Below are 17,544 nucleotides of genomic sequence, written 5' to 3' on the forward strand. Positions count from 1 at the left end.
TTGTAGTATGATAGGTTTAAAATTCAACTGATTTAAGCTCCTTGTCAGTATGATTTAGCCAGAGTGGATCTGTCCGATTCATTGCAAGCTCAAACTTTGTTGGAAGTATAAAATGCCTGACTATCGTTCAAAAACATCGACACACGGAAGAAATATGGCTGGCGCACGCGGTTTATGGCGTGCCACCGGTATGAAGGATGAAGATTTCGGTAAACCGATTATTGCGGTAGTGAACTCCTTTACCCAGTTTGTACCGGGTCATGTACATCTCAAAGACCTGGGTCAGCTGGTGGCACGTCAAATTGAAGCGTCAGGCGGTGTAGCAAAAGAATTCAATACCATTGCGGTAGATGATGGAATAGCAATGGGGCATGACGGCATGCTGTATTCACTGCCTTCACGGGATCTGATTGCAGACTCGGTTGAGTACATGGTCAATGCACATTGTGCCGATGCCATGGTGTGTATTTCGAACTGTGACAAGATCACCCCGGGAATGTTGATGGCCGCGATGCGCCTGAACATTCCAGTGGTATTTGTCTCTGGCGGTCCGATGGAAGCGGGTAAAGTCAAAATCCGTGGTAATGATAAGGCGATTGACCTGATTGATGCGATGATTGTAGCTGCAGACGACAGCTATACCGATGAAGAAGTCGCAGAGTATGAACGTTCTGCATGCCCAACTTGCGGTTCATGTTCAGGCATGTTTACTGCCAATTCCATGAACTGCCTGACTGAAGCCTTGGGTCTGTCACTTCCAGGTAACGGTTCAACTCTGGCGACGCATGCCAACCGTAAAAAACTGTTCGAACGTGCGGGTCAACTGATTGTTGAAATTACCAAACGTCATTATGAACAGGACGATTACAGCTTACTGCCACGTTCAATTGCCACCAAAGCATCCTATGAAAATGCCATGACCCTGGATATTGCCATGGGTGGTTCAACCAATACCGTATTGCACCTGCTGGCTGCAGCGAATGAAGCTGGTGTGGACTTCACTATGGATGATATCGATCGTCTATCTCGTAAAGTGCCTGTACTGTGTAAAGTGGCACCGGCGAAGCAGGACGTGCATATGGAAGACGTACACCGTGCTGGCGGGATCATGTCAATTCTGGGTGAGCTGGACCGTGCAGGTCTGCTGGATACGTCTGTACCCACCGTTCATGAAGCAACGCTGAAAGATGCCTTGGATAAATGGGACATCATTCGTACTGATGATGAAGAAGTGTATCAATTCTTCAAATCAGCTCCAGGCGGTGTACCAACACAAACTGCATTCTCACAAGACCGTTATTATTCACGTCTAGATGGTGACCGTGAAAATGGGGTGATCCGTAATGCAGAACATGCTTTCTCTCAGGACGGTGGTCTGGCTGTACTCTACGGTAACATCGCGCTCGATGGCTGTATTGTAAAAACTGCGGGTGTAGATGATTCGATCCTGAAATTCAACGGTACTGCACGTGTTTTTGAAAGTCAGGATGCTGCGGTAGACGCGATTCTGGGTGGCAAGATTACTGCAGGTGATGTGGTGGTGATTCGCTATGAAGGTCCACGCGGTGGGCCGGGCATGCAGGAAATGCTATATCCAACCAGCTACCTGAAATCGAAAGGTTTAGGTAAGGAATGCGCACTGTTAACTGATGGCCGTTTCTCTGGCGGCTCGTCAGGTCTGTCGATTGGACATGTATCGCCAGAAGCAGCTGAAGGGGGTGCGATTGGTCTGGTTGAAGATGGTGACCGTATTGAAATCGATATTCCAAACCGTACTATTCACCTGGCTGTTGAAGACGCTGTCATGGCAGAGCGCCGTGTAGCGCAGGACGCTAAGGGCTGGCACCCGGTAGAGGAGCGCCCACGCAAAATTTCGAAAGCCCTGAAAGCATATGCCATGCATACCACCAGTGCGGCAAAAGGTGCGGTACGTGAAATCTAAGCTGTAAATTTTTATAGCGCAAGAAAGCACTCCAGACGGGGTGCTTTTTTTATACAAGAAACTATGTTTAGACTTGCCAAATTTTGCCCAGTGGAGTGCGACAGGAAGTCGCACGTTTGCCCGTATGGTAGCGGAACAGCGACATCCATGTCGCTTGGTCATGTGATTCAAATTTTTAAGGATTCATCAAAATGTTTTTCTGTAGGCGAATTTCTTTTACATACTGAATGCTTTCTATACAATGACCTTAAAATAAATTGTCCAAGACCGACGCTTAAAATTGGTCATCGCCCAGGAAGAAAATAATGAGTAAAGATAATATCCGCGAGCATTCAGCCCCCGTTTATGAAGGCATTGAAAATGCACCGGCGCGATCCATGATGCGTGCTACCGGTTTTAAAGATGCTGATTTTGATCGGCCATTCATTGGGATTGCCTCAACCTGGGCCAATGTCACACCATGTAATATGCATATTGATGGTTTGGCCAGAACTGTCGAGCAGGGCGTGAGTGCTGCGGGCGGCAAGGGTATTATCTTCAATACCATTACCATTTCTGACGGGATTTCCAACGGTACGGAAGGGATGAAATATTCATTGGTATCGCGTGAAATTATTGCCGATTCGATTGAAACTGTGGTTGGCTGTCAGGCCTATGATGGGGTTATTGCGATTGGCGGCTGTGATAAAAACATGCCGGGCTGCATTATGGGACTGGCTCGTCTAAACCGCCCCGGTCTGTTTATTTATGGCGGTACCATCAAACCCGGTGAAGGTCATACTGACATGATTTCGGTATTTGAAGCGGTAGGTCAGTATGCCAAAGGTGAAATTAACGCGATTCAGGTCAAGCATATTGAAGAAGTATCCTTGCCGGGTCCGGGCTCCTGTGGCGGCATGTATACGGCCAACTCGATGGCCTCTGCAATTGAAGCACTTGGCATGAGCCTGCCGGGTTCCTCCGCGCAGGAAGCAGTTTCGGAAGACAAGCAAATCGACTGTGCCCGTGCCGGTGAAGCAGTCATGAATCTGTTGCGCCTGGATATCAAGCCACGTGACATCATGACCAAGGCTGCTTTCGAAAATTCAATCAAGGTCTTGATTGCACTGGGTGGTTCGACCAACGGGGTACTACATCTTTTGGCCATGGCGCATACCGCAGGGGTGGAACTGAGCCTGGATGATTTCGTGCGGATTGGCAAAGATATTCCGGTGGTGGCCGATGTGCGTCCATCCGGGAAATATCTGATGTCGGAACTGATTGCTATAGGCGGAATCCAGCCATTGATGAAGCGCATGCTGGATGCCGGCATGCTGGATGGGTCCTGTTTAACGGTCACAGGTAAGACGCTGGCAGAAAACCTGGCAGATGTAAAAGATTATCCGGAAGGTCAGCAGATCATTTTACCTTTTGACAAGCCGGTAAAAAAAGACTCACATCTGGTGATTCTCAAAGGTAACCTGTCACCAAAAGGCGCCGTGGCGAAAATTACCGGTAAGGAAGGCTTGCACTTCAAAGGACCGGCACGGGTCTTTGAAGGTGAGCAGGGTGCGATGCGTGGCATTCTGGATGGCGAAGTCCAGCCGGGCGAAGTAGTGGTGATTCGTGGCGTCGGCCCGAAAGGCGGGCCAGGTATGCCAGAAATGCTGAAACCGACTTCTGCGATTATTGGTAAAGGTCTGGGTGATTCAGTAGCATTAATTACCGACGGACGTTTCTCCGGTGGTAGTCATGGTTTTGTGATTGGTCATGTGACGCCAGAAGCCTATGAGGGTGGCCCGATTGGGCTGGTGCAAAATGGCGATCAGATTTCGATTAATGCCGAAACCCGGGAAATGACCTGGCATGTGGATGAACAGGAGATTGCAGCACGTCAAGCGACCTGGACCAAACCTCAGCCAAACTATACGCATGGTGCGCTGGCCAAATTTGCCAAACTGACCTCAGGTGCAGAAACCGGAGCAGTCACTGACCTGAATCTTGATCTCTAATCTATTGTTAAACATTGAACATTTGCTTATGACTTGATATAAGTTTTTACACCATGCAGAGCTTTGGTTCTGCAATTTTAAAAATAGATTATTCTGTGTAGCTGCTACTGTATGGCGCTGTGCACAGTCACTCTTGTCGAGGCCGATCTCATGTCCCTGTTACGCCGTTGGTTTGATCCAATCCGATCGAGTTGGTTTTACCAAAAACCGACCCGTCAAACGGTGTTATCTATTGAAGATGGGCTGAGTATCCATTTAAGACTGGACGATGTCTACAGTTATCTGGCGGTACAGCAGTTGCCCCAGCTCGAAGAAATTTTAAGTCCGGCATTAAAACCGCTAAAAGTGATCATTTCTAGTGAGCATGCCGAACCGCCGAACCAGATGTCTTTTGATGAATGGCAGCACTACACGATTAATGATGCCAAGATCTTGTCGAAACAGCATCGCTTCAGTTTTCACGACACACCGGAATTACCGAGTGCTGAGGCCTTAAAACAGGCCGAACTGATTTTGCGCTATACACCGCTGCGGGGACAGGATTTTCTGTACTTGCTGGAAGATGTATTCCATATGCTCTGGCAGAAGCAGACCGGAAAGTTGCGCACCCTGTATGTCATGGCCAGTCGCCATCATCAGCCACAGGATTTTCCCGAACGTATTTTTGACCAGACGCCCATACTGGCCAGCTATTTTAATTTAGGCGGACGCCAGTATCAGGCAGTCGATGACCTGTTGCGTCTCACCCGGCGTCTGGAGCAGCAAAAACTGCTGACCGGTAATCCGATTTTTATGATCGATCACATTGAATGGCGTGAGCATCTGATCAGTGATGCCGAAGAACTGAACGAGATCCAGTCGATGGATCCGGAACTGGACTTGTATATCGCGCTGGAAGATCCGATTTCCTGGCTATTGCTTGCCTACATCAAGGAAGAGCTGGCGGATTTTTATAATATCCAGCTGAATGTCTATCCCTTGTCCTATCGTGGCCGGGACAAGTTTGACTGGAGTCTGGCTACTCGTTTATCCAAACGGACTGATGTTAAATTCACCCCGTTCTGCCGGCCGACCGAGCAGGCAATCGTACCTATGGCCCAGTTATTTTATAGCTGTCCTGAAGAACAGCGGATCGAGGCTATGTATGAGATTTTGCAAGCCGTGTGGACCCAAGGGGCAGACCTGTCTTATGCGCCACATTTCAGGCGTTTGCAACAGCAGTTAAATATTGTGGAGCTGACCCAGGACGACATTCTGGCCAAGTTGCAGGATAACGACATGCTGTGTGAAATGAAGTCGCAACCAAACTTTCCAGTGCTGGAATTACGCATAGATGATCAAAGTTATACATTTAATAGCTTATATCGGGTCTGGATGATTGAAAGTATTTTCAGTAATGTGTTAGAAGAAAAGTATAAGAGTAATAATCAAACTGAAAGTGAACTGAAAAAACATGGAAAAGATCAAAGCTGAATCATTACAACATGCACGTCACCAGATCGATGCCATTGATACAGCTTTAGTTGAGCTGATCGCTGCGCGTCAATTTTATGTTGATCAAACGACCCGTTTCAAGAAAACCGAGACCGATTTGCAGTCACCCGAACGTATGGAGCAGATTGTAGAAAATGTTAGAGCTCTGGCGCAAAAGCAGGGTGTTGATCAGGAATTTATAGAACATCTGTATCGTGAAATGTTCCATTACTTTATTCAACGTGAACTGAAAGAGTTTCGTCCTTAAGTGATGTTCAGATTCATTTTCTGCTGATGAATATGATGGTTTCTGGCATATCAAACTCGAGCCTCAAGATTTGCTTGAGGCTGTCTCCTTAAAAACCTGATTTTTCTCTATCAGCAATAGCTATAACATGGTTCTAAATAAATTTAGGGCTATCGGATGATTGCTTTTGTTATTGCTGTTTTTGCTCTGGCTGGCATGATTAAAGGCACGATTGGTTTAGGTCTGCCTGCAGTATCTATGGGTTTGCTGACCATATTTATGAGTCCTTTTCAGGCCGCGACCTTACTGATCGTACCTTCACTGCTAACCAATTTCTGGCAGTTATTTGCCGAAGGCCATGTCCTGCAATTAATCCGCCGTTTCTGGCTACTGCTGACCGGTATCATCATAGGTTCAGTATGGAGTATTTTTCCGACTTTAGGTCATGCTGAATTTCATAGTGAAGCCCTCTTGGGAGGAATGCTGGCCCTGTATGGTCTCTACGGTCTATACGCTAGAACAATGCCAGATTTGAGCCGGCATGAAACATGGCTCTCTCCGATGATGGGTTATCTGGGCGGTGCCTTGACCGTGGCGACCGGTGTCATCGTAATTCCAGTCGTGCCTTATTTACAGACTTTACATTTAAAACGTGACGATCTGGTCCAGGCTTTAGGCTTGGTATTTACCACCTCAACTATATGTCTGGCCATCTTTCTGCATCAAAATCCTGTTGAAGATATACCGACCGATTATACGATGTCAGCGATTGCACTCATTCCTGCGCTGATCGGGATGTGGTTCGGCAAGAAAATCCGCTATCGTATTCCTGAACAGAAATTCCGGACGGTATTTTTTATTGGCCTGATGGTCCTGGGCAGTTATATGATGCTGCATCAATTCGGCTGGATTTAATCCAGAATTTTTTGTAGATCTGCAGAAACTAAAAACTGGCTGAAGTGCCGATAAGTCGTATTGAGTTCATCAAAATTTTTTGCGGCCAATAACAGTTTGCGGTTAGCCCAATCCCCATCCAGCTTGATTTGCCTAAATGCATATAATTTTGCCAGACGTTGCGCGGCGCGTTTTGGCATGATGGCAATGCCAACACTATTGGCCACGACTTGGGCAACCGCTGCAAAATTCGGTAAACGCAGGCGGTATTGAATCTCACAGTTCAGCAAACGGGCCTGGGTTTCAATCGACTGCTGTAATGAGTGATATTGCATCAAACCGACAAAGGGGTAATTTAAACAGTCTGCTAATGTTAATGTCTGAATGTGACTTAAATCATGCTGTTCCGGACAGATCAGGACCAAAGGATCATCTGCAAATTCCAGTGTCTGTAATTCAAATGCAGGGAAAAAGCTCGAGATTAGTCCGAGTTTGGCAGTACCGTTGTTTAAAGCTGTAATGATGTCATTGCTTTCTGCTTCTTTTAAATCAATCTGGATATGGGAATTTTTAACCAGATATTGTGGCAGCAGTAAGGGCAGGTATTCGCTCTGTGCTGAGGAATTACACCATAAACTGATGTTGGCGTTCAGTTCCTCGCCAAAGCTGGCCATGGCCTGAGACAGTTGGTGTCCCTGTTGCAAGAGCACTTGAGCATGATCAGCAAAGACCTGTCCTGCACAAGTCAGTTTCACCCCGCCTGAATGACGGGTAAACAGACTGACCTGATAGTGTTGTTCCAGCTTTTTAATCCGCTCACTGACCGCTTGCAGGGAAATGGCAGAGCGTTCAGCACCTTTGGTCAGACTACCTGTTTCGACAATATTGAGAAAAAGATCTAAATCAAAAAAATCCAGACGCATCGGCAGGATGCTCACACAAAAGATCAGCCTTATCTTAAACAATTCTTGTGCTATAAAAAAAGCAGCCATGTGGCTGCTTGAAAAATTAAGTCTGAGAATTATTTTTTATCGGCCAGACCAAAGAACCAGTTCAATAGAAGGGCAGCGAAAGTTGCGGTACCAATCCCACCCAGATTGAAGCTGCCAAAGGTCAGGGCAAAATCACCTGTACCCAGAATAATGGTCACCGCGGCTACCATCAGGTTTTTGTTCTGCGAGAAATCAACCTTGTTTTCAATCCAGATTTTGGCACCGGCAATGGTAATCAGACCAAACACCACAATCGAAGCACCCGTCAGAATCGCTGTTGGAATCGTGTGAATAATTGCACCAAACTTTGGCGATAACCCCAGAAACACGGCAAAGACACCCGCGACGGCAAAGATGATGGTCGAGTAGACCCGGGTGACGGCCATTACACCGATGTTTTCACCATAGGTGGTCATACCCGGCGCACCCACACTACCGGCCAGCGTCGTGGCAACGCCATCTGCAACAAAGGCTTTACCAATATATGGATCCAGATTTTCACCGGTCATTGCACTTACAGCTTTAATATGCCCCAGATTTTCAGCCACCAGAATCAGTGCAATCGGTGCAATAATCAGCATGGCGTTTAATTCAAAGGTCGGTGCGTGGAAAGTTGGTAAACCGAACCAGGCAGCTTGTTGCACGGGAAGGAAGTTGATGGGCGTGCCATAGCCCATGACATTGCTGAGTACAAAATAGATCAGATAGGCTAGGAGCAGGCCAATCAGCAAGAGCAGACGCTGTAACAAGCCACGGGTAAATACGGCAATTGAACCCATGCACAGGACGGTGACCAGGGACATCCACATATTAAAGGTATTGCCCATCACGCTTTTCACCGTAACGGGGGCAAGATTCAGGCCAATGATCATCACCACGGCACCGGTCACCACCGGGGGCATCAGCTTTTCAATCCAGCGGGTGCCCGTCGCCATGACCAGAAAGCCCATCAGCGCATAGAAGATACCACAGGCAATGATACCGCCGGCTGCAGCACCAATATTCGGATTGAGTCCGCCACCACCCGCATAACCGGTTGCTGCGATCACCACCCCAATAAAAGCAAAGCTTGAACCTAGATAACTTGGAACCCGGCCACCTGTGATCAGAAAGAACAGAATGGTACAGATCCCTGACATTAAAATTGCCAGATTTGGGTCAAAGCCCATCAAAAATGGTGCCAGTACCGTTGCACCAAACATGGCAAAAGCATGTTGTACCCCTAGGATCAGGGTTTGGGCAGGCGGTAAATACTCTGCGGTACCTACTGGTCGTGCATCGATACTACCCTCGTAAGGGCGCCATTTGGGAAACCAATTGGACATAAAATGAGCACTCGAAAGATAAATTGTGCACATCATACTCTTGTTTTTTTCAAGATTTAATTACCAGAACAAAAATTTTGTTCAAATTAATTCTATGACTTTATTTAATATTTTACCGTGCGGTAAAAGTTTTTGAAATTAAAACTAAAGTTAAATCAGTAGATTAATTCCCGAACAATTCATATTCAACTTCTATAACTAATTTTAATTTGATATATAAATAAAGCTTTTTGTAGCTATTGACTGGTCAATAAAAAAGCACATCGTATAGATGTGCTTTAAATTGAAGTCAGAAAATCAACCGGTATTGCGTAAACCGGCCGCAATTCCGGCAATACTGACCATCAGCGCATGATCCACCGGGGTGTTTTCGGCCTGTTGCTGTTCAAGATATAAACGGCGACGTTTCATCAGTTCGGCTTGCAGCAAGTGCAAGGGTAACAGATACGGTTTACGCACCTTCATGGACTGATCCAGTACGCCGTTGCTGCTCAGAAGTTTCGATTCACCTTTCAAGGTTAACAGGGTTTGTACGGCATCCTGCAAACGCTGGCGTAACGCTGTCCCCAGAATTTTCAGATCTTCATCCTGGGTCAGATGCGATTCGTAATAAAGTGCCACATGGGCATCGGCTTTAGAAAGTACCATTTCCAGCATATCAATCAGGGTCTGGAAATATGGCCACTCGGCCAGCATCTCATCGAGTACAGTACGCTGTCCCTGATCCAGGACTTCATTCAGTGCAGCACCGGTACCGAGCCAGGCAGGCAGCATCAGGCGGATCTGGGTCCAGGCAAATACCCAGGGAATCGCACGTAGGGATTCAATCCCGCCACTGACTTTACGTTTGGCGGGGCGTGAACCCAGAGGCAGCATCTGCAGTTCAAGCTCAGGGGTAACGGTACGCAGGTATTTTACAAAATGCGGATTTTCCCGTACGGTCTGGCGATAGACCTGAACCGACAGTTCGGTCATTTGATGCATCAGGTCGCGCCATTCCGGTTTTGGCTCAGGTGGCGGGAGCAGTGTCGCTTCCAGGGTTGCAGCGGTATAAATTTCCAGATTTTGCAGCGCGATTTCTTCCAGCCCGAATTTAAAGCGGATCATTTCACCCTGTTCAGTCACCCGGATCGTACCGGAAATAGAACCCGGTGGCTGAGAGAACAAGGCTTGCTGGGTGGGCGCACCACCACGGCTGATTGAACCGCCACGACCATGAAACAGGGTCAATTGCACGTCATGTTGCTGGGCAACTGCGGTCAGTTCTTCCTGGGCACGATACTGCGCCCAGTTGGCTGACATAAAACCGGCATCCTTGGCAGAATCCGAATAGCCAATCATGACTTCATGTTTGCCCTGAATATGCTGTTTGTACCAGTGCATATTGAACAGGGTCGACATGGTTGCGGCTGCACCATCCAGATCTTTCAAGGTTTCAAACAGAGGAACCACCCGTAAGGCCTGCTCGATGCCGGCTTCTTTTTGTAACAGCAGTACCGCCAAGACATCACTTGGATATTCTGCCATGGAAATAATATAGGCACCCAGAGACTCGCTCGGCTGTTCTGCCAGTGTGCGCATGGTGGCAAAGACTTCCTGTACATCCGGATGTTCAATCAGGCTGCCGGCCGGTTCATTCAGATGTTTAGGCAGTAACGGACGCTTGCTTTGCAATTCCTGCAGTAAAAAGTTTTGACGGGCCTGTTCGGTCCAGGTTTCAAAATTCCCCAGTCCCAAATATTCAGTAATGGCTGAAATCGCCTGACGGTGACGCCCAGATTCCTGACGGATATCCAGTTTCAGTAGTTCGATCCCAAAACTGTTGACCCGGTAAATAAAGTCCAGCAGGCTGCCATTGGCAATTTCAGCCAGATTGCAGTCCATCAGCGAGCGGTAACAGGTCAGGAGCGGTTGTAAAAGTTCGTCTTTACTTTTAATCACCAGACTGTCATCGGCATCATTGCCTTTTAATTTTTCTGCCAGCCAGTGCCGCGTCGCTTTCAGGCGGGTACGGGTGTCACGTAAATATTCACGATAGGGTTCTGGATGGGGCTGGCCCAAGGCTTCGGAAATTTCCGGACTGCATTGCTGAATGGACAGTTCCCAGCGCAGGTTTTCAATATCGCGTACATAAAGGTCGGCTGCTTTCCAGCGTGACAGCCACAGTACTTCCTGAGTGACGGTGTGAGTGACATTTGGATTGCCGTCGCGGTCACCACCCATCCAGGAGGCAAAACGTACTGGTGCGACATCTAAGGGCAGGTTCTGGCCACATTGCGCTTGCACCATGCCATTTAGTTCGCGGATAAATTTCGGGACTGCATTCCACAGGGTCTGTTCAATGGTGGTAAAACCCCATTTGGCTTCATCGATCGGAGTCGGGCGATGCTGACGGATTTCATCGGTTTGCCAGGCAGAGCTGATCAGCTGTTTCAGATCGGCCAGAACTGCCTGACGTTCACGTGGAGTCAGTTTCTGCTGGTCGAATTTGGACAGGGCAGTGTTGATGCCATCATATTTTTGAATCAGAGTACGGCGGCTGACTTCTGTGGGATGCGCGGTCAGGACCAGTTCAATTTTCAGTTCACAGATTTGCTGATACAGCGTATCGGCAGAAATTTCCTGCTGTTTAAATTTTTCAAATAAAGGCACCAGAGGATTGGGCGATTCTGCAGTGTCATCAAACTCGCTCTGACGGCGACGACGTACCACATGATATTGTTCGGCAATATTGGCAAAGTTTAAAAAGTGGGTAAAGGCACGGGTCAGCGGCAGGATTTCGGCATCTTCCAGACTCAAAAACAGCTGTTCCAGTTGTTTTTCTGCTTCGACCTGTCCATCGCGAGCGCCTTTGGACAGGGCACGGATCTGCTCGATCTGATTAAACAAATCCTGCCCGGCATGTAATTTTAAGGTTTCCCCAAGCAAATTACCCAGTAAGCGTACGTCTTCGCGTAGTGGTGCATCAATCTGTTGAATCATTTTTTATTCCCTCACATGCATGCTTTGACTATACCGCGACTGCATGACAATCCAAGTCCCCTAGAGACAAAAGTTGCAGAGCATTGGCTACTTTTTTAGCAACTTTTAGGCCATATACGGTGATCGATGATCAGTCCGAAGGAAAGGAGTTAATCCGGCAGGGCATATTTCAGCATAAACAGTTCAATGGCCTCGCTAATAATCTGTTGCTGTTCTGCGCTTGAAGGGGGAGGGCTGAGACCCAGCAGGATTTTCTGATGACGGGTTCCGGTCAGCAAGGATACGATCAGCTCGGTCTGTTTTTCTGGAAGATCGATCTGAATAAAGCGGTATTGCTGGGCCAGGGTAAAAAAATCATTCCAGACTGCATCCAGTTTGCTATGCGAGGCCTGATAAAACTGTTCTGCCAGAGGACTTTGCTGCGAGGCCAGTTCCATCAGTAGCAGGTCCAGCTTGATCGCTTCTGGTAAATGAATAATATTTAAAGCGCGTTGACAGGCCTGATAAAATTCCTGCACAAAGTCACTGCTCGGCTGCAAGAGCTGAGGATGTTCATGCAGAATGGCTTCACAGGTATCCTCAATCGCACAGCTAAACAGGGTCGCCTTGTCCTGAAAATGATTATACACCGTCAGCTTGGTCACACCTGCCTCACGTGCAATCTGGTTCATGCTGGAGGCATGATAGCCATGCGCTAAAAACAGCGCTTTGGCCACACTCAGGATGCGCTGACGCTTTTCCAGATCCTTGGGTCGTCCTACAGGTATTTGCACAATTTCTTCCAAAAAAAGTCAACACGGTCATTGCTTTGAAGCTTGAGTTGTAATTAGTGTACCGGGTGGTATATTAATTAAAAAACAAGCAATTCAATATATCAGCATAGTTTGCCCTAAAAAAGACGATCAGATAAGAGCGAATAAGATGAGCAGGATTTACAGCGTATTGGCTGGCATGGTGGTGCTTTGCAGCGTGACCTTAAGCGGGTGCAGCAAAGATACTGCTGCAGCAGAACAGGAAGTTCCCTTTGTCATGGTGGCCACACCCATTACTTCACAGCATGAATTAAAAAGTTATGCCGGTGATGTGCAGGCACGTCAGCAAACGGCGCTGGCATTTCGGGTCGCTGGACAGGTGACCCAGCGCTTCGCCGATGTGGGTGACCAGGTCAAAGTCGGACAGGTGCTGGCAACTCTGGATGTCAAAGATGCCCAGCTGCAGCTGGATGCAGCACGTGCCCAGCTGGAAAGCGCGCAGTCTGCCACTAAGATTGCTCAGGATGAATTACAACGTTTCAAGCAGTTATTGCCATCCAATGCCGTGAGCCGCTCACAATATGACGCGATCGGAAACCAGTACAAGACCGCCCTGTCAAATCTGAAGCAGGCACAATCCAACTATGATACCGCTAAAAACCAGACTGCTTATAATCAGCTGATTGCCACCAGAAACGGCGTAATCACTGCACGCAATATTGAAACAGGTCAGGTGGTCGCTGCCGGGCAGGCGGCGTATGAACTGGCGATTGCCGGTGAGCGTGAAGTGGTAATTGGCGTACCGGAACAGGCTATTTCGGAGATCAAGGTTAGACAGGCAGCTACAGTGACATTATGGTCCAAACCTGAAGAAAAATTTGCCGCTTTTGTTCGTGAGATTTCACCAGCAGCGGACCAGTCGCGTACCTTCCGGGTTAAAGTTTCCTTACGTGAAGGCAATGGCCAGATCCAGCTGGGACAAAGTGCCCGGGTATTTTTTCAGCACAGCCGCGATAATATGCTTAGTGTGCCGCTATCCAGTGTCTCGGCAACGGATCAGCAGGCTTATGTCATGGTGGTCCAGCCGGATCATACCTTACGTAAAGTCCCGGTCCAGCTCGGTGCCTATGGCCGGGACAGTGTTCCTGTACTCAGTGGCCTCAAGCCGGAAGACTATGTGGTGATTGGCGGCGTACATCTGCTGCGTAACCAGCAAAAAATCAATCCGATTGATCGTGAAAACCGTCGTGTGACCATTCAGGCAGGGAGTTAAGCATGAACTTTAACCTGTCGGAATGGGCCTTAAAAAATAAAGGTCTGGTGCTGTATTTTATGATCCTGCTGGGTCTGATCGGCATCGTCTCTTATTCCAAACTGTCGCAAAGTGAAGATCCGCCTTTTACCTTTAAAGTCATGGTGATCCAGACCTATTGGCCGGGTGCCAGTGCCAAAGAAGTATCCCTGCAGGTCACTGACCGGATTGAAAAGGAACTGATGACCACGGGACAGTATGATCGCATCATGGCCTATTCGCGTCCGGGTGAATCCATGGTGACTTTTGTTGCCAAGGATTCCCTCGCTTCGAAAGATGTCGCGGATGTCTGGTATAACGTGCGCAAGAAGGTGGGCGATATCCGGCATGAATTGCCACAAGGGATACAAGGTCCATTCTTTAATGATGAATTCGGCGATACCTTTGGCAATATTTATGTGCTCAAGGGTAAAGATTTTGACTATGCGACCCTCAAGGAATACGCCGACCGCTTACAGCTGCAACTGCAACGGGTCAAAGATGTTGCCAAAGTTGAGCTGATTGGCCTGCAAGACCAGAAAATCTGGATTGAAATTTCCAATACCAAGGCCATCCAGCTGGGCGTTCCAGTGATGGCGATTCAGCAAGCCCTGCAGCAGCAAAATGCCACCACCCAGTCTGGTTTTTTTGAAACTGGTTCAGACCGGATACAGGTGCGGGTCAGTGGTGCATTAAACAGTGTTGAAGAATTAAGACAGATGCCGCTGCTGGTCAATGGCAAAACCATTCAGCTGGGGGATGTCGCGGAAGTCTATCGAGGCTTTAGTGATCCGGCACAACCGCGGATGCGCTTTATGGGCGAAAACGGCATTGGTATTGCTGTATCGATGCGTAAGGGCGGGGATATTCTGGCACTGGGTAAACATCTGGAACAGGAGTTTGCCCACCTGCAAAAAACCTTGCCACTCGGCATGGAACTGCAAAAAGTCTCCGATCAGCCGGTGGCAGTTAAACGCAGTATTAACGAATTTATGAAAGTGCTGGCAGAAGCGGTGATTATCGTATTGCTGGTCAGTTTTTTCTCGCTCGGTTTCCGGACCGGTCTGGTGGTGGCTTTCTCGATTCCGCTGGTGCTGGCCATGACCTTTGCCGGTATGCAGCTGTTTGATGTCGGACTGCATAAAATTTCCTTAGGGGCTCTGATTCTGGCCCTCGGTCTTTTGGTCGATGATGCCATTATCGCGATTGAAATGATGGCGATTAAAATGGAGCAGGGTTATAGCCGTTTACAAGCGGCCGGGCATGCCTGGCGCACCACGGCTTTTCCGATGCTGACCGGGACCCTGATTACCGCTGCCGGTTTTCTGCCGATCGCCACTGCAGCCTCGAGTACCGGGGAATATACCCGTTCGATTTTCCAGGTAGTGACCATCGCATTGCTGGTATCCTGGCTGGCCGCGGTACTGTTTGTGCCATATTTAGGCGATAAACTTCTACCGGATTTCAACAAAGATTTAATTCAAAAAGCACCGTGGTATCAGCGGCTCTGGGCACGTCTGCGCAAACAGCCGGAACCGGCGCCGATTGTGCATCATGCCGGTGAACATTATGACCCTTATGAAACCCGGTTTTATCAGGGTTTTCGCCGTTGGGTCGATGCCTGTGTGACCTATCGTAAAACTGTCATTGCTGCCACCGTCGGAATTTTTATCCTGTCTATTTTAATGTTTAAGCTGGTGCCGCAGCAGTTTTTCCCGCCTTCGAACCGGGCGGAAATTCTGATAGATCTGAAACTTGAAGAAGGTGCATCACTGAAGGCCACTGAAGCTGCAGTAAAAAAAGTCGAAGCCTTTTTATCGAAACAAGAGGGCATTGATAACTATGTGGCTTATGTCGGGATGGGATCGCCGCGTTTCTATTTACCGCTCGATCAGCAGTTGCCGCAAAGCAGCTTTGCCCAGTTTGTGGTATTGGCTTCATCGCTGGAAGACCGTAATGAAATCCGCAAATCCTTAAGTGACCAGATTCGCAGGTTATTGCCGGAAGTGCGTACCCGGGTGTCCTTGCTGGAAAATGGTCCACCTGTGGGCTATCCACTGCAGTTCCGGGTATCGGGGGAAGACTTGGGGCTGGTGCGTGAATGGGCGCAGAAAGTCGCTGCCACCGTGAGTGAGAATCCGAATACCACCAATGTGCATCTGGACTGGGGAGAGCCGAGCAAAGTCATCAAATTGCAGATTGATCAGGATCGTGCCCGTCAGCTTGGGGTGAGCAGCAGTGAACTGGCCAATGTACTCAACAGCTCGATTTTGGGGGCCGGCATTGACCAGTACCGTGAAAAACGTGAACTGATTGAAATCCGTTTGCGTGGTGCTCAGGCTGAACGGGTGGAGGTAGCATCTTTAGCCAGTCTGGCTGTTCCGACCGCAACCGGTAGATCGGTACCTTTGGCGCAGCTTGCCAAAATTGAATACAGCTTTGAAGAAGGCCTGATCTGGCATCGTAATCGCTTGCCGACCATTACCGTACGTGCCGATATTCGTAGCAAGTTGCAACCCGCTACTGTGGTCAATGAACTCAAAGAGCCACTGGAAAAAATCCGGGCAGAGCTGCCGAATGGCTATCTGCTGCAAGTGGGCGGTACAGTTGAAGAATCGGCTCGTGGACAGAACTCGGTTAATGCCGGCATGCCTTTATTCCTCGCAGTCGTCATGACTTTATTGATGATTCAGCTCAAGAGCTTCTCACGGGCTTTTATTGTGTTCCTGACTGCACCTTTGGGCATTATCGGAGTAGTGTTATTCCTGTTAATTTTCAATAAACCTTTCGGTTTTGTGGCGATGCTTGGGACGATTGCCTTATCCGGAATGATCATGCGCAACTCGCTCATTCTGATTGACCAGATTGAGCAGGATATTCAGGCCGGAGAGTCGCAGTGGGATGCCATCATCAATGCCACGGTACGCCGTTGTCGTCCGATCGTATTGACCGCACTGGCTGCGGTGCTGGCCATGATTCCCTTGTCCCGCAGTATTTTCTTCGGGCCGATGGCAGTGGCGATTATGGGAGGTTTGATTGTAGCCACACTATTAACCCTGTTTTTCCTGCCTGCCTTATATGCACAGTGGTTTAAAGTGAGAAAAAGTTTAAATTCTGTTTAAATTTGTCATAATTTCAGGTGCGAAATTATGAAATTTTCAATATAGTAGCACCTGAGATTTTTATAATTTAAAAAAATAAGTATTTGCTGCATTGGCCGAACTGCCAATATGGTAACGAGGTTGATCCAAACATGACTCAAGTTCCATTAACCAAGATGCGACGCTCCGTAGCGATGGCTTATGTCTTCATGTTTTTGGCCTTATTTACGCTGGTTAGTGGATTATTCGCCTACTGGTTTGCCCGTAAAGTCACCCAGGTCGATTATGCAGAAGTCTGGTTACAGGCACAGGCACTATGGATCATGCGTAATATCGTGATTTATACCATTTTGGCGATCTTTGCTTCGCTGTGGTTTATCCCACTGTTTTTCTTTGCCTGGGATAGCCAGCTCTGGGTCAAAGCCTGTGTAGTGACCGGGGTGATTTTCAGCTTTATTGCCTTTATTTTTCTGATCAATGCCTGGTTTAAAGGTATCTACAAGTTTTCGCAAAACAAAGCAGTCTTCTAAAAACATATAATTTTTTTAAAATTT

The 17,544-nt window shown here is 48.0% G+C and carries 12 protein-coding genes; 8 read left to right on the forward strand and 4 right to left on the reverse strand.

Annotated elements, in window-relative coordinates; genetic code table 11:
* Positions 1–112: 112 nt before the first annotated feature.
* From ilvD (AY607_RS02390) to AY607_RS02410, 5 genes are all read left to right on the forward strand, one after another.
* On the forward strand, positions 113–1,942 hold the full coding sequence (gene ilvD / locus AY607_RS02390; protein ID WP_081406380.1) for a dihydroxy-acid dehydratase: 1,830 nt from the start codon (positions 113–115) through the stop codon (positions 1,940–1,942).
* 305 nt (positions 1,943–2,247) lie between these two features.
* Positions 2,248–3,933 (forward strand): dihydroxy-acid dehydratase, encoded by a 1,686-nt coding sequence (ilvD, locus tag AY607_RS02395; RefSeq protein WP_064101653.1) that lies wholly within the window; start codon positions 2,248–2,250, stop codon positions 3,931–3,933.
* 150 nt (positions 3,934–4,083) lie between these two features.
* Positions 4,084–5,406: a hypothetical protein gene (locus AY607_RS02400; RefSeq protein WP_064101654.1), complete on the forward strand. Its 1,323-nt coding sequence runs from the start codon at positions 4,084–4,086 to the stop codon at positions 5,404–5,406.
* Positions 5,387–5,674 (forward strand): chorismate mutase, encoded by a 288-nt coding sequence (locus AY607_RS02405; protein WP_064096862.1) that lies wholly within the window; start codon positions 5,387–5,389, stop codon positions 5,672–5,674. The genes AY607_RS02400 and AY607_RS02405 overlap by 20 nt, the downstream gene beginning before the upstream one ends.
* A 156-nt stretch (positions 5,675–5,830) precedes the next feature.
* On the forward strand, positions 5,831–6,568 hold the full coding sequence (locus AY607_RS02410) for a sulfite exporter TauE/SafE family protein (protein ID WP_064101655.1): 738 nt from the start codon (positions 5,831–5,833) through the stop codon (positions 6,566–6,568).
* Here AY607_RS02410 and AY607_RS02415 read toward each other — a convergent pair.
* From AY607_RS02415 to AY607_RS02430, 4 genes are all read right to left on the reverse strand, one after another.
* The gene (locus AY607_RS02415) at positions 6,565–7,470 is read right to left on the reverse strand and encodes a LysR family transcriptional regulator (RefSeq protein WP_064101656.1); all 906 of its coding nucleotides are present in this window, start codon (positions 7,468–7,470) and stop codon (positions 6,565–6,567) included. The two genes, AY607_RS02410 and AY607_RS02415, sit on opposite strands and share 4 nt — an antisense overlap.
* A gap of 98 nt (positions 7,471–7,568) precedes the next feature.
* The gene (locus AY607_RS02420) at positions 7,569–8,864 is read right to left on the reverse strand and encodes a solute carrier family 23 protein (RefSeq protein WP_064096865.1); all 1,296 of its coding nucleotides are present in this window, start codon (positions 8,862–8,864) and stop codon (positions 7,569–7,571) included.
* Between the two features lie 297 nt (positions 8,865–9,161).
* A complete protein-coding gene (gene ppc / locus AY607_RS02425) occupies positions 9,162–11,846 on the reverse strand; it encodes a phosphoenolpyruvate carboxylase (protein WP_064101657.1) in 2,685 nt (894 codons plus the stop codon).
* A gap of 149 nt (positions 11,847–11,995) precedes the next feature.
* Entirely contained in the window at positions 11,996–12,619 is a 624-nt protein-coding gene (locus tag AY607_RS02430; protein ID WP_064101733.1) for a TetR/AcrR family transcriptional regulator, read from the reverse strand.
* A 148-nt stretch (positions 12,620–12,767) separates the two neighbouring features.
* On the opposite strand from AY607_RS02430, the gene AY607_RS02435 reads away from it, so the two are divergent.
* The 3 genes from AY607_RS02435 (at position 12,768) to AY607_RS02445 (ending at position 17,520) form a co-directional block, all read left to right on the forward strand.
* Positions 12,768–13,871 (forward strand): efflux RND transporter periplasmic adaptor subunit, encoded by a 1,104-nt coding sequence (locus tag AY607_RS02435; protein ID WP_064101658.1) that lies wholly within the window; start codon positions 12,768–12,770, stop codon positions 13,869–13,871.
* Between the two features lie 2 nt (positions 13,872–13,873).
* On the forward strand, positions 13,874–17,011 hold the full coding sequence (locus AY607_RS02440; protein WP_064096869.1) for an efflux RND transporter permease subunit: 3,138 nt from the start codon (positions 13,874–13,876) through the stop codon (positions 17,009–17,011).
* 131 nt (positions 17,012–17,142) lie between these two features.
* Positions 17,143–17,520 carry a hypothetical protein gene (locus AY607_RS02445; protein WP_064096870.1) on the forward strand — a complete coding sequence of 126 codons (378 nt, stop codon included), beginning with the start codon at positions 17,143–17,145 and terminating at the stop codon, positions 17,518–17,520.
* Positions 17,521–17,544 lie beyond the last annotated feature (24 nt).

This window comes from Acinetobacter sp. SFA, from assembly GCF_001647535.1.
GTDB lineage: Bacteria > Pseudomonadota > Gammaproteobacteria > Pseudomonadales > Moraxellaceae > Acinetobacter > Acinetobacter pecorum.